Origin of the sequence: Xanthobacter sp. NM-59 (genome assembly GCF_021401125.1) — a bacterium.
In the GTDB taxonomy this organism is placed as follows: Bacteria; Pseudomonadota; Alphaproteobacteria; order Rhizobiales; family Xanthobacteraceae; genus Xanthobacter.
The window spans coordinates 99,233-112,076 of the sequence record NZ_JACBFQ010000014.1 but is presented as its reverse complement, the minus strand read 5'-3'; the positions used below and the strand labels follow the sequence as shown (position 1 = coordinate 112,076).

Genomic DNA, 12,844 nt, shown 5'->3' with positions numbered 1-12,844 from the left:
GGCGCAGACCCTAGAGCATTTCCGTGCCCACGGGCAGCCGCTGGCGCAGGGGAATGCCGCGCTGGGCGGGCGGCAGTATCATGGATCGTGCCGCCGGCCATGCGGTGGATGCAGGGCGGCCGTGCAGGGCGTTGCGACGGCTGGCCAAATGTCGCGCAATAATCTATCAGGCCGCACCGGTTACCTAACGCGCGAGCGCGCCAAAGGCACCCTCCGCGCGATCGAAAATTACCGAAGCTTCTGCCACGGTCGACGCCCGGCGGGGCCTGCGCCCTCTGGACGCGGCAGAAGACGTTTTGGAACACAAAGACATGTCATCCACAGCATCAGCAGCCCCCCTTCCGGACGAGGGCGCCCCGGCCCTCGTCAATCCCCGCCACCGGGTCATTCTGGCGAGCCTGGTGGGGACCACCATCGAATTCTACGATTTCTACGTCTATGCCACCGCGGCGGTGCTGGTGTTTCCCCACCTGTTCTTCCCGCTGGGTAATGACACGGTGGCGCTGCTGGCCTCGTTCGCGGTGTTCGGCGCGGCCATGGTGGCGCGGCCGTTGGGCGCGGTGTTCTTCGGTCATCTGGGCGACAAGCGCGGGCGCAAGATTACCCTGGTGGGGGCGCTGCTCACCATGGGCATCGCCACGTTTCTCATCGGCTTCCTGCCCACTTTTCCCATGGTGGGGTGGTTGGCGCCGGCGCTGCTGGTGATCCTGCGTCTTGCCCAGGGCTTCGCGCTTGGCGGCGAGTGGAGCGGGGCGGCCCTGGTGGCCACCGAGAACGCGCCGGAGGGCAAGCGCGCCCTTTACGGCACCTTCCCGCAGCTCGGCGCGCCCATCGGCTTCATCATCGCCAATGGCCTCTTCCTCATCATTGCCGCGGTGATGCCGTCCTCCGACCCCTCGCGCCCGTCGGCGGAGTTCCTCGACTGGGGCTGGCGCATCCCGTTCCTGTTCTCCGTCGTCATGGTGGCGGTGGGGCTGTGGGTGCGCCTCAATCTGGTGGAAAGCCGGGCCTTTTCCAACACGGTAAAGGAAGGGCGCGTGCATGATGTGCCGCTGGTGGCGGCGGTGAAGACCTATTGGCGCGAGCTGATCCTGGGCACCTTCTACATGCTCGCCACCTATGTGCTCTTCTATCTGATGACCACCTTCTCACTGAGCTATGGCCGCGCCGCCACCTCCGCCGCGCTGCCGGGCCTGGGCTATGACTACCGCACCTTCGTGCTGATGATGATCGTGGGCGTCGTGTTCTTCGGCCTGTTCACCCTGGTGTCCGGCCCCTGGGCCGACCGCTGGGGCCGCCGGCGCACGCTGATCGGGATCACGCTCGCCATCGCCGTGTTCGGCCTCACCTGGGTGCCCATGCTGGCGGGTGGCTTCGCGGGGGTGATGGCGTGGCTCATCATCGGCTTCTCGCTCATGGGCCTCACCTTCGGCCCCATGGGCGCGCTGCTGCCGGAGTTGTTCCCGGCCAATGTGCGCTACACGGGCTCGGGCATCGCCTACAATGTCTCCTCCATCCTGGGCGCGGCGGTGGCGCCGTTCATCGCGGTGGCGCTGTGGGCCTATGGGGCGGGCAGCCCGTTTTGGGTGGGCGTCTACCTCACCGCCATGGCGGTGCTCACCCTCATCGCCTTGCTGCTCGGCAAGGAGACGCGGGATATGGATATCCACGCCTGAGGGGCGCCTTCCAGGATCATGACGGGGAACGGGCGGCCCAGGGGCCGCCCGTTTTCGTTGAGCTGGAGGCCGATGGCCTCGGCCGGGTGTGGCTCAGAACTTCACGGTGAGCCGGGTGTTGATGGAACGGCCGGGGCCGGCCACCGCGTAGCCCCAGGCGGGGGAGGTGCCCATCATGGACGGCACCCGGTAGTTCACCAGGTTGGCGCCGCCGAGCGGCAGGTCATATTCCGTATCGAGGATGTTCTCGACGCCGAAATCGACGCGCACCATCTGCCATTCATAGGATGTGCGGAAGTTGAGGAGTGCATAGGCGCTGGTTTCCAGCTCGTTGCGCACCTGGCTCACCAGCACCTTGGCGGACACCATCTGCAGTTCCAGGCTGGTGGTCCAGGCGCCCAGCGTATTGTCCAGCGCCACCGTGCCGTTGAGCGGCATCATGTGGTAGAGGTTCACGCCGTCGGTGCGCTGGCCCTGCACGAAGTTCAGGTTGCCGCGGAACGCCGCCTGGCCGAACGTGTCGCTATCCCACAGCGCCAGCTTGCCGTCGATATTGACGCCATAGAGCCACGCATCGTGGTTGGCGAATTGCAGGAAGACGAACTTGTCGGTCGCATAGAGATTGCTCGGCAGGCTCTTCAGGCAGCCCGCGAGCGAGCAGCGGTCGGCGTCGATATAATCCACCACATAGCTGTAATAGGGCGACACGCGCAGCTGCCACACCTTCTGCGCCCCGTCGTGCCAATTGGCAGTGAAGCTCACGGTGTGGGCGGCTTCGGGCTCCAGATCCAGATTGCCCACATAGCCGTTGCCGTCGCCATACCAGCCGATCATCTTCATGGCCATGGCGTTGGAGGACCACGCATAGCGCTCGTAGAGATTGGGCGAGCGGGTCTTGCGCGCCAGGCCCAGCTCATAGAGGCCGGTGGAGTTTGGCTCGTAGCGCAGGAGCGCGGTGGCGTCGAAATTGATGTCGGTGCGGGCGTGGCTCTCGGCGTTGAAGGCGTCGGCCTGGGCGCCGTACATCATCGTATTGTAGCCCTGCACGTCGCCGGTATTCATCCAGACGATGTCATTGCGCAGGCCGAAGCTGGCGGTCCACTTCTCCGCCAGCTCCTTCTCCCACTCGGCATAGGTGCCGACCCGCAGGCGCTGGCCGTTATTGATGTTCCAGAAGGTGTCCGGGCTCATCATCATGGAGCCCGCCACCGGCGGCCACCAGTCGTCCAGGTTGTTGTAGAAGACCTCGTTGCCGATGCGCATGAGCGTGTCCGGGGAAAGGCCCATCGTCGCCTTCACCGTATAGCCGATGTCCGTGGAGCGGGTGTCCATGGGCATGTCGCCGTCCTTGTCCGGCTCGATGAAGCCCATGGTGTGGCGAATGCGGTTGAAGAAGGTGGTGGCTTCCAGCTTGCCCCAGTCGAACAGGCCCTCATAGCGCCCGTTCACGAAGATGCTCTTGTTCTCCACCAGGTCCATATACTGGTTCACGAAGCCTTCGGTGGGGATGAACTGGCCGCCCACCTGGAGGGTGAAGATGTTGTCCTGCAGCTTCTTCGAGATGGAGAGCGCGTGGTTCTGCGTCTCGTACATGGTGGACTTGATGGTGGTGCCGTTGCCGGACGTGTAGTCGCTGGCGCGCGCCCAACCGCCCGTATAGGTCACGCTGGTGTCGGCGTTGGACACGGTGGCGTTGGCGTCCACCCCATAGGAATTGCCGTTGGAACGGTAGAAGCCGGAGACCGAGCCTGACACCTGCAGCTGATCGCCCGGTGTGAAGCGGGCCGGGGCAACGCTGACATCCACCTTGGCGCCGGTGAAGTCGCCGCCCACGCTCACCGGCGCGGTGCCGTAATAGACCTTGGCGGTCGACACCATGGCCGGATTCACGAACGACATGGGCGGGTTCATCTCGTTCGGGCAGGCCGGGCTGAAGATCATGCCGTTGATGGCCACCTGCACCCGGTCCGCGCCCATGCCGTTCACCGCCGGCAGGCTGGAGACGCCGCCCGCGCCCCATGAGGCGCCGCCGGGGATGGCGTCGATCAGCGATCCCGAATCACTGGTGAAGAGGGTGGCGGCGGCCGCTTCCGCGCCGCTGATGGTGGCGCCGTCTCCGGGCAGCGGCGCGCTTTCGCCACCGCTCGCCGTCTCGGCGGGCGGGCGCACCACCACGGTGGGCAGCTGGGAAACGCCACTGTCCTGGGCCGAGGCGGGCAGGATGGTGGGGCCGAAGACGGCAAGGGCCGGGCAGAGCAGGGCGCTCGACAGGCGCAGGGCGCGCCGGAGGCGCGGGGTTGCGTGTTGCATGGGTGTTTCCACGAAAGCTTTCGCGTGGCGTCAGCCACGGGGCGCGCGCACCGGCGCATTCGAGCGCGACCGGGTCTGCTCGAACGACACGCCAGTCCGCGCGGCGACCCAGGGGCGCGCACGTCAGGTCTTGAATGATGAGACGAAGGAGCCCGCTGCGGCGGGCGCGAGATCAGGCGAAAGCTGGTGGCGCGCGGGGTTGGTGGGGCTGGCGCTGCTGCGCCGTGCGCAGCCCGTCGCGCACGATGACCCGATAATGCACCTCGATGGCGACGCGGTCGATTTCCGGCGTCGGCACGGGGGGCGGCAGCACCGCTGCGTCCACCCGCGACAGGCAGAGCGGGCAATGGGTCGCAGCTTTCTGCGGTTCGCCGCCGGTGTCGCCAGCGGTGGCCTGGCTGCCGACGCACAAGGGCGTGGCGAGCGCGGTGCCGCCCACCAGGCTGGCGCCCAGGGCGCTCATCAGCATGATCTGGAACACGAGGGCATAGGCGGCCGTCCAGGCCACCACCAGTCCCATCGTGCTGAATCCCTTGCGCCGCCCGATCATTCTCCCATCCCCGCTTTGCTGGCTAACACGGCGGCTGACGAAAAGGAAAGGCCAACGATCCCGTTCCGGGGTGCGGCGTTGCGTCGGAGGCGTGATCGGGCGCTTGACGGAAGCGGCGCGTTTGGCTGTGCTCACGCGCAAGAACTTCATCTGGCCGTTTCGCCTCGCCGCGGGACGACCGGAGCATGGGTTGAAAGGGAGACGCCGTGGGCAGCAGGGGGCCGGCAGCCGGATGGGCCGCATGGCGGGGCGTGATCGCCCTGGCCGTCGCCTATGGGCTGGTGGGTCAGCTGGTGCTGGCCTCGGCGGTGCTCGCGCTGGCGGTCGGTCCGGAGCGCGCGGGCAGCTTCCGCACCGTGCTGTGCACCCCGAGCGGGGGCGCTGCGCCCGAGCATGCGCCCGGTGGCAGCCACCTGCCGGTGTGCTGCCAGCTCGGCTGCGGTTTTCTCAACACCCTGGCGCCGACGCCGCCGGGCGGCGGCCTTGCGGCGCCTCTTCTCGCGTTCGTGCGCCTTGCGCGCCTTGGGACTGAGCTGCAGCTTTCCCCACCCCAGGGGCGCCGGAGCGCCCATCTGGCGCGGGCGCCGCCGCCGCCGGCCGCCTGATCCCGGACCCACGCCTTTTCCATTGATCCGACCGGCGCCGTCAGTGGCCGCGCGGCTCTCGCCGTGGCCCGCCCGCCGGTTCTTTCCCACGCCCCCTTCACGGCAGGGGGCCAAGGAGATCGTCATGTCGAATCTTTCCCTGAAGTCCGCCTTCTCCGCCGCCGCGCTCTCGCTCGGTGTTCTCACCGCCTCGCTGGCTGCCACCGTCGCGCCGTCGCTGGCCCACGACTATAAGGTGGGCGCGATCGAGATCGAGCATCCGTGGGCGCGCGCGACGCCCGGCGGCGCCACTGTGGGCGGCGGCTATCTGGTGCTGAAGAACACCGGAGCGACGGAGGATCGGCTGGTGTCCGCCACGGCGCCCTTCGCGGGCAAGGTGGAGATCCACGAAATGGCGGTGACCAATGGCGTGATGACCATGCGCCCGCTGCCCGATGGCCTCGCCATTCCCGCTGGCGGCACCGTGACCCTGAAGCCGGGCTCCTACCACATCATGTTCATGCAGCTGAAGCAGCCCCTGAAGGAGGGCGAGACCGTGGACGGCACGCTGACCTTTGAGAAGGCGGGGACCGTGCCGGTTCAGTTCAAGGTGGAGAGCCTGGGCGCCGGCGCCGCGGGCCATGCCCCCGCCAGCCAGGGCCATTCAGGTCAAGAGCATTCCGGCCACTGAGGTGCCGTGATGAACCGGCTCACGGGCGGTGCCGCGTCGCCGCCTGTGAGCCGGAGCTCATCGCGCTGATTAGCCCCCGCGTCCGCCCGATGCTGAAGCGTCCCGGTGCTCAGCCGTCGAGCCGCTCATAGGCCATGTGGGTGGTCGGCGCGCCGGTGGGGTTGGGTGCGTAGATGCCCAGAAGCCGGGCGTAATCGGGGGCGCAATAGCGGCCGATGGAGCCGGCCGGCACCTTCACCATGTCGCCGGCGGTGGCCTCCACGGTCTCTCCGTCGCAGGTCACAAAAAGCAGGCCTTCCAGCACATAGGCGTATTCATCATGCACATGGGCGTCGCTCCAGGCCTCGCCGCGAAGTTCCCATTCCATGATGACGGGCTCGGTCCATCCCTCCGTTGGCGGCGGCGTGAACCAGCGGACCTTGGGAGCCCCTTCGCCCGTGAGCGGCGCGCGCGCCAGCTTGATCGGTGCCATCTTTCCGTCCCGTGCTCCCCGCTCTCCCGCGGCCGGCCGCCGGATCCCGCAAATGGGGCGCGAGGGCTGCTCGAGGCAAGCACAGCCCGGTGGCGAATGCAAATAACCAGCGGTAAAGTACACATTGAATTTGGCAATTCGTGCGTTTGCGTGGCTTTATGCGCCTGCGTCCGGAAGGCGAAGGGCGCGCAGAAGGGACGAGGCCGGTACGCCACGGTGTTTGGGCACCGTATGCGGCGGGGGAGGGCGGGGCCATCTGCCGGCAAGGGCACGCACATCCTGCCCGATCTCCTGACAACGGCGATGTTTTGTGGCATTCATCTCCATATCCGGCCGCGTGTCTTCCGCTGCGGCACCGGAAACTGTGGTTGACCCATGTCTCTCAAGCGTCAGAACGAAATTCTCCAGGTGGTGCGGTCCAAGGGCAGCTATTCCATCACCGAGCTCGCCTCGCGGCTTTCGGTTTCCACGGAAACCATCCGTCGCAACATCCAGCCCCTGATCGAGGATGGCACGCTGCTGCGCTTTCACGGCGGCATCATGATTCCGGAGGTGGCCGAGGAGCCGCCCTTCCAGCGCCGCATGCATGTGAACAACGAGGCCAAGTGGGCGGTTGCCGCCATCGTGCGCGACCAGGTGCAGGACGGCGACAGCCTCATCCTCGACAATGGCACCACCTCCGCTTACGTGGCGGATGCGCTTTCGGCCCATTCGCGGCTCACGGTGGTCACCCATTCGGTGCAGATCGCCCACCGGCTCGCCTCCAAGAACGGCAACCGGGTGTTCATGTCGGGCGGGGAGCTGGGGGGAGAGGATGGCTCGGCCATGGGGCCGTCCACCATCGAGTTCATCCGCCAGTTCCAGGTGCGCTACGCCTTCATTTCCGTGGGCGGCATCACCCTCGCCGGCGAGCTTGGCGACTTCCACCTGTTCGAGGCGGAGTTTGCCCGCGCGGCCATGCAGCAGGCCCAGGAAGCCTGGGTGATCGCTGATCGCACCAAGTTTGGCCGCGAGGCGCCGGTCACCGTGTGCCAGCTCGCCGCCGTTGATGCCATCGTGTCCGATGGCCCGCCGCCACCCGAATTCGCCGCCCGCTGCCGGGCCTCGGGCGTGCGCATCGTCACCCCGTCCGTGCCGGTGGCGGCGCCCAGGGCGGAGACGCGCGCAGGCTGAAGCGCCGGGCGTCTGCCGCCGCCGGATTTCTCCGGAGCATCTTTGGTTTCACCGAGCCGCTGGATGCTTCAGGCCTTGATATCAAATGCTTCATTCGTGCGACGGGTATCCGCTTCGTTTGAAGGCGTCGCCATCCATCGCGTGCGCGCCGGGCTCTCCGCCGCCCGCAGACCCCGGAGGGCGCGCGCGGGCCGTCCCTCCGGGTTCCGGTGTTCGTGCCCTCGCGAGAGGGGGCGGATCACTGGCCGGCGTTGATGCTGATGCCTTCCAGATAGCTGATCTGGGCCAGGTCGCCGGGCTGCACCTGCTGCAGGTCCGCCAGCACCTTGGGATCCACGGCGCGCAGGGTACGCACGCCGCCGTCCGGGCCCTCGAAGGTGACGGTGCCGGCCTGCTTGTTCACATCCACGAAGATGGTGGTGAGCGTGACGGCGCGGATGCCGAAGCCCTCGGGCCAGCCGGGCAGGCCGTCATTGATGGCCACATCGCTGAGAACTTCGCCGGGCGTGCCCTGGCGCGCCTTTCCGAGGGCGGTGACGACGCCGGGAACCACGCGGATGAGCAGGCGCTCGCTGTTCCGGTAGGCTTCGAGATCGCCGAGGATCAGGGGGGCGGTGACGGCCCAGCGCTTGCCCGTGGGCAGCTCCAGCACCATGCGGCGGGTGGCCGGATCAGCGGAGACGAAGCGCGCCTGGAACACGAGCACGGGCACCGTGCCGACCCCCGCAATGGTCACCATTTCGCTGGAGGTGGGCTGCGGCTGGGCCAGGGCGGCGCTGCCCGCCCCCAGCACCACGAGAGCGGACAGGGCTGCCGCCACGAGACGAGACTTCATGATGATCCCCCAATGCGCGGTGCCACCGGCCTTTCCGGTCTGCGCGCCGCGGCGAGATAAAGCCAGATACCGCACCGTCGTCACAACGGGGGCGTGCCCACAATCGCGTGGCAGCCTTAAGGCCGTGTCAATACGGGCAAACCATTGTCACACGCGCGTCCGAAATCTATGGTGAATGTGACAGTCACGTTCGGATGCGTGTTGCGACATGCTCCGAACATCGCTTCGGTCGTCCGGCCTGCCCGGAGCGCCGCGCGGTGGCGTCATAAAAGGGTGGGCGGCCCGCGAGATGACGGTTTCGTCGCCTGCGGCGGCTCGGGGAGGGTCGGCGCATGAAGCGCATCGGTGAGACGCAAGCCGGCTTCAATCTGCCGGCCATGGTGGGGCGAGGCCTCGACGCTGCCAAGGAGGTGGCGCGAGAGGGATTTGCGCGCTGGCCGGGCTTCAAGGCCACCGACACTGCGGGCAAGCGGACGACGCTGCCGGGCGGCGATGCGCCCTTCGCGTTCTTCTTCGACAAGGCCAAGGCGGCGCCCGCCGGGCGGCCCCCCATGCCCGCGCCGCAGAAGCTTGTGGCCGACTTGCGGGCCTATTCGGGAATCCGCCACCGCGAGGCTGTGCCCGGGGACGAAACGCTGGTTCTCGGCCGGCTCGGCTCCCTTGAGGTGCGCCTGGCGCGCACGGCGCGCGACGTGCGCCGCGCCCAGCGCCTGCGCTACAAGGTGTTCTACGAGGAAATGTCCGCGCTGCCGGATGCCGCCACGCGCCTTGCCCGCCGCGACATGGACAGCTTTGACGCCATCTGCGACCACCTGCTGGTGTTGGATTATGACGCCGGTAAGATGGTGCTGGGCCGACGCAAGCCGAAAGTGGTGGGCACGTACCGGGTGCTGAAGCAGGACGTCGCGGTGCGTCACGGCGGCTTTTACACCCAGGGCGAGTTCGACGTGGCGCCCATCATCGCCGCGCACCCGAATCTGCGCTTCCTGGAGCTCGGCCGCTCCTGCGTGCTGAAGCCCTACCGCAACAAGCGCACGGTGGAGCTGCTGTGGCACGGGGTGTGGACCTACATTCTGCGCAACAAGATTGACGTGATGTTCGGCTGTGCCAGCCTTGAGGGCACTGACCCGGACGCCATGGCCCTGCCGCTCTCCTTCCTGCACCACAACGCACTGGCGCCGGAGGAATGGCGCGCCCGCGCGCTGCCCGGTCGCCGGGTGGAGATGAACCGCATGGCCAAGGCGGACATCTCTCCCAAGGCGGCGCTGCAGAGCCTGCCGCCCCTGGTGAAGGGTTATCTGCGCCTGGGTGGCTTCGTGGGCGATGGGGCGGTGGTGGACCAGCAGTTTGGAACCACCGACGTGCTGATCATCCTGCCGGTGTCGGTGCTCAGCCCGCGCTATGTGGAACATTTCGGCCCCACGGCGAACCGCCACGCCATCTGACCGCCGCTGGCGCGCGAGCCGGGGCCTGGGTCCCGCGCCCTCGCGCGGCGCCGGGGCGTGGCTCTTGCGCGGCATCGGCGCTATAGGGGGCGGTCACCCTGCGGACCCGCCATGATCGAGATTACCCAGCGCCTCGCCATCTCCGAGGACGACATCGAGTTCGCCTACATCAGGGCCTCCGGGCCCGGCGGGCAGAATGTGAACAAGGTGTCGAGCGCGGTGCAGCTGCGCTTCCATATGGCGCGCTCGCCAGATCTTCCCCACGGCGTGAAGGAACGGCTGGCGCGTCTCGCCGGCCGGCGGCTGACGCAGGATGGGGTCATCGTCATCCAGGCCCAGCGCTTCCGCACGCAGGAGCGCAATCGGGAAGATGCCATCGAGCGACTGGTGGAGCTGATCCGCTCGGCCACGGTCGTCGCGCCCCCGCGCCGCCCAACCCGGCCGACCCTTGGCTCCAAGGAACGGCGTCTGGCCGCCAAGGAGCGCCGCGGTAACATCAAGAGCCTGCGCCAGAGCAAGCCGCATCTGGACTGAGCCGGCCATGGCAACGGGCAGGTGTCTGCCCCCGGCTGGGTGGGCTTCCAGATGCGGGTCCTGGCGCTCCGGCGTTCATTGCCGACGCTGGTTATGATGGCCTTGCGCTCGACCGCTCTCGGCAACGGCGGGCCACGGGATGCGGGCGGGAACCTGTGGCTCTCGCCTGAAGGCGCCTTGCCGGTCCCGGCGACCGGCGCTGACCAGTCTCGGCCTGACGCAGGCCTCGCGGCCGCAATCGCTGCCTTCTGTCGAGCCGAGGGCTGGGGCATCCCCCCGCGCGGCGCGGCCGCTCGCAGGGGATGCCCAGGCGCTGTCGTATCCAGGCCGGGGCTCCGAATCGCGGGGCGGAGGCCGTCGGGCCCGGAGACGCCCTTCCACGGGCGGCGGCCGGCGCCTGTCCCCTGGGCCCCCTGCCGGTCTTGATGCCGGCCAGTCCCTGAAGGCCCGCAGCCGGTCGTCTCCCCCAACCATCTCGCTTGAGCACCGGATGGGCTGCCAACACGCCGGAACAGCTCGAGCGCGTCACGCCCGCCTAAGCCCCCTCCGGTGCCGCTTTGGAGCCAGCGGGCGTTGGCTCACAGGCCCCAGGGGTCGCCTCAGCGGGTGCCGGAGCCGCGTGACCACGGCTGTCGTTGCGACCCGTCTGGGTGTTCGGGAAAGCCTGAAACGGTCAGCTTTTGTGTGTGACCAGCTGGATTCGCGCTTACTGGTTCCCACGCCACTCGAAAACGCTGTGGCTGCCTCTCGGGGGCGGCCGGCGGCATCCGGGATCGCTCGCCGGAACGCGCGTGCTTGAGAAGGGGGTTCCTCGAGCAGCCAAGCCCCTTCCGCGGAAACGAATGCCCTGTCGATCTTCGGCGGGCCTGGAAGGTTCAGCGCGCGGCCTTCAGAAGCCGGTCGGCGGCGGCGCGGGCTTCGTTGGTGACGGTGGCGCCGGCGAGCATGCGGGCGATCTCCTCGCGCCGCAGTTTCGGTGTGAGGGCCGCGACGCGGGTGGTGACCGGCGCCTCTCCCGGCGCGACGGGGGCATCTGGCTCCGCCGGGACCGCATCCTTGGCGATGAGGAGGTGATTGTGCGCGCGGGCGGCCACCTGGGGTGCGTGCGTGACGCACAGCACCTGAACCTTTTGGGACAGCCGCGCCAGCCGCTGGCCGATGGCATCGGCAACGGCCCCGCCAACCCCGGTGTCGATCTCATCGAAAATGAGCGTCGGCGCCGATCCGCGATCGGCCAGCACCACTTTCAGCGCCAGCAGGAAGCGGGCGAGCTCACCGCCGGACGCCACCTTCATCATGGGGCCCGGCCGGCTACCCGGATTGGTGCGCACCCAGAATTCCACCGCATCCTGGCCTTCCGGTCCCGCATTGCCGGGGTCGCTGGTCACCTTGGTGAGGAACTCCGCCCGCTCCAGCTTGAGCGGCGGAAGTTCGGCGCCCACCGCTTCATCCAGCGCCCGCGCTGCCGCGGCCCGCGCCTGCGACAGGTGCTCCGCCCCGCTGCGATAGCTTCGTTCAGCCTCGATGGCGGCGGCATCGAGCCGCGCAAGGCGGGCCTCCGACTGGTCGAGGTCCTCAAGCTGGGTCGAAAAGCGGCGCGTCACCTCGGGGAGGGCATCGGGCGTGACCGCGAATTTGCGGGCGGCAGCGCGCAGGGCGAACAAGCGTTCCTCGATGCGCTCCAGCTCGCGCGGCTCGAAGTCCGCATCGGCAAGGGCGGTTTCAAGATGCCCGCGCGCCTGCTCCAGTGCGTCCAGGGCCTGGTCGATGGCCTCGACGGCGGGGCGAATGACATCCTGCGATTCACCCGCGCGGCGCTCCAGCCGCCGTACCGCGGCCGACAAAGAGGGGATGGGGGAGGAGCCGCCCGCCACCGCGTCCAGCGCCTCGGAGAGGTCGGCGGCGATTTTTTCGGAGCGCATCATGTTGCTGCGCCGCTCGGACAGCGCGGTTTCCTCGCCGGCTTCGGCGCCCAGCTCCGTGAGCTCCTCGACGGCGTGGCGAATATAATCCGCTTCCTTTTCCGCCGCTTCCAGGCGCGCGCGCTCTTCCCGCGCGGCCTCGCGCGCCTCACGCCAGGCCCGCCACAGCCCGCTGAGAGCGGCGGCCTCGGTCGAAAGGCCGCCATATGCGTCAAGCAGCGCGCGGTGTGTGGCGGGATCCACCAGGGCGCGGTCCGCGTGCTGGCCGTGCAGTTCCACCAGGCTCGCGCCGATTTGGCGCAGGGTCTGCACGCTCACCGGTGCGTCATTCACGGCGGCGCGGGTGCGCCCGTCCGCCATCTGGGTGCGGCGGATGATGAGCTGGTCCTCGTCCGGCAGGTCGGCTGCCGTGAGAATCGCGTGGGCGGGATGGTCGGGCGTGAGGTCGAAAGCCAGCGTCACCTGGCCGTTGGGCTGGCCGTGGCGCACCAGCGTTCCGTCTCCCCGCCCGCCGAGGGCGAGGGAGACCGAATCAAGAAGAATGGATTTACCCGCTCCCGTCTCACCGGTGAGGACGGTGAGGCCCTCCGACAGGGTGAGATCGAGTTTCTCGATGAGGACGATGTCCCGGATCGAGAGCGATGCCAGCATG

11 protein-coding genes are annotated in these 12,844 nt (G+C 68.3%); 6 read left to right on the top strand and 5 right to left on the bottom strand.

Annotation, left to right across the window (positions count from 1 at the left end):
- The first annotated feature begins 311 nt into the window (after positions 1-311).
- Complete coding sequence (locus L0966_RS20515; protein ID WP_234053922.1) at positions 312-1,676, top strand: MFS transporter; 1,365 nt, start codon at positions 312-314, stop codon at positions 1,674-1,676.
- A 93-nt stretch (positions 1,677-1,769) separates the two neighbouring features.
- Here L0966_RS20515 and L0966_RS20510 read toward each other — a convergent pair whose 3' ends face one another.
- Entirely contained in the window at positions 1,770-3,986 is a 2,217-nt protein-coding gene (locus L0966_RS20510) for a TonB-dependent receptor (RefSeq protein WP_234053921.1), read from the bottom strand.
- Positions 3,987-4,158: 172 nt separating this feature from the next.
- Entirely contained in the window at positions 4,159-4,506 is a 348-nt protein-coding gene (locus L0966_RS20505) for a DUF2946 family protein (RefSeq protein WP_234053920.1), read from the bottom strand.
- 281 nt (positions 4,507-4,787) lie between these two features.
- On the opposite strand from L0966_RS20505, the gene L0966_RS20500 reads away from it, so the two are divergent.
- Entirely contained in the window at positions 4,788-5,141 is a 354-nt protein-coding gene (locus L0966_RS20500) for a hypothetical protein (protein ID WP_234053918.1), read from the top strand.
- Between the two features lie 124 nt (positions 5,142-5,265).
- The gene (locus tag L0966_RS20495; RefSeq protein WP_234053916.1) at positions 5,266-5,811 is read left to right on the top strand and encodes a copper chaperone PCu(A)C; all 546 of its coding nucleotides are present in this window, start codon (positions 5,266-5,268) and stop codon (positions 5,809-5,811) included.
- A 109-nt stretch (positions 5,812-5,920) separates the two neighbouring features.
- On the opposite strand, the gene L0966_RS20490 is transcribed toward L0966_RS20495, so the two are convergent.
- Positions 5,921-6,283: a cupin domain-containing protein gene (locus L0966_RS20490; RefSeq protein WP_234053915.1), complete on the bottom strand. Its 363-nt coding sequence runs from the start codon at positions 6,281-6,283 to the stop codon at positions 5,921-5,923.
- A gap of 375 nt (positions 6,284-6,658) precedes the next feature.
- Here L0966_RS20490 and L0966_RS20485 point away from each other — a divergent pair, with 375 nt between their 5' ends.
- Positions 6,659-7,456, top strand: a complete 798-nt coding sequence (locus tag L0966_RS20485) for a DeoR/GlpR family DNA-binding transcription regulator (protein WP_234053914.1) — start codon at positions 6,659-6,661, stop codon at positions 7,454-7,456.
- Between the two features lie 238 nt (positions 7,457-7,694).
- Here L0966_RS20485 and L0966_RS20480 read toward each other — a convergent pair whose 3' ends face one another.
- On the bottom strand, positions 7,695-8,291 hold the full coding sequence (locus L0966_RS20480) for a hypothetical protein (protein WP_234053913.1): 597 nt from the start codon (positions 8,289-8,291) through the stop codon (positions 7,695-7,697).
- A 551-nt stretch (positions 8,292-8,842) separates the two neighbouring features.
- Between L0966_RS20480 and L0966_RS20475 the strand changes: the two genes are divergently transcribed.
- Together L0966_RS20475 and arfB are read left to right on the top strand one after the other, a co-directional pair.
- On the top strand, positions 8,843-9,736 hold the full coding sequence (locus L0966_RS20475; RefSeq protein WP_370640801.1) for a GNAT family N-acetyltransferase: 894 nt from the start codon (positions 8,843-8,845) through the stop codon (positions 9,734-9,736).
- Between the two features lie 111 nt (positions 9,737-9,847).
- The gene (gene arfB / locus L0966_RS20470; RefSeq protein WP_234053911.1) at positions 9,848-10,270 is read left to right on the top strand and encodes an alternative ribosome rescue aminoacyl-tRNA hydrolase ArfB; all 423 of its coding nucleotides are present in this window, start codon (positions 9,848-9,850) and stop codon (positions 10,268-10,270) included.
- Positions 10,271-11,145: 875 nt separating this feature from the next.
- Here arfB and recN read toward each other — a convergent pair.
- Entirely contained in the window at positions 11,146-12,843 is a 1,698-nt protein-coding gene (gene recN / locus L0966_RS20465) for a DNA repair protein RecN (RefSeq protein WP_234053910.1), read from the bottom strand.
- Position 12,844 lies beyond the last annotated feature (1 nt).

Bases quoted from the DNA above. Each gene is read 5' to 3' on its own strand.
- L0966_RS20515 (WP_234053922.1), top strand. From the start codon at position 312: ATGTCATCCACAGCATCAGCAGCCCCCCTTCCGGACGAGGGCGCCCCG.
- L0966_RS20510 (WP_234053921.1), bottom strand. From the start codon at position 3,986: ATGCAACACGCAACCCCGCGCCTCCGGCGCGCCCTGCGCCTGTCGAGC.
- L0966_RS20505 (WP_234053920.1), bottom strand. From the start codon at position 4,506: ATGGGACTGGTGGTGGCCTGGACGGCCGCCTATGCCCTCGTGTTCCAG.
- L0966_RS20495 (WP_234053916.1), top strand. From the start codon at position 5,266: ATGTCGAATCTTTCCCTGAAGTCCGCCTTCTCCGCCGCCGCGCTCTCG.
- L0966_RS20490 (WP_234053915.1), bottom strand. From the start codon at position 6,283: ATGGCACCGATCAAGCTGGCGCGCGCGCCGCTCACGGGCGAAGGGGCT.
- L0966_RS20485 (WP_234053914.1), top strand. From the start codon at position 6,659: ATGTCTCTCAAGCGTCAGAACGAAATTCTCCAGGTGGTGCGGTCCAAG.
- L0966_RS20480 (WP_234053913.1), bottom strand. From the start codon at position 8,291: ATGAAGTCTCGTCTCGTGGCGGCAGCCCTGTCCGCTCTCGTGGTGCTG.
- L0966_RS20475 (WP_370640801.1), top strand. From the start codon at position 8,843: ATGCCCGCGCCGCAGAAGCTTGTGGCCGACTTGCGGGCCTATTCGGGA.
- arfB (WP_234053911.1), top strand. From the start codon at position 9,848: ATGATCGAGATTACCCAGCGCCTCGCCATCTCCGAGGACGACATCGAG.
- recN (WP_234053910.1), bottom strand. From the start codon at position 12,843: ATGCTGGCATCGCTCTCGATCCGGGACATCGTCCTCATCGAGAAACTC.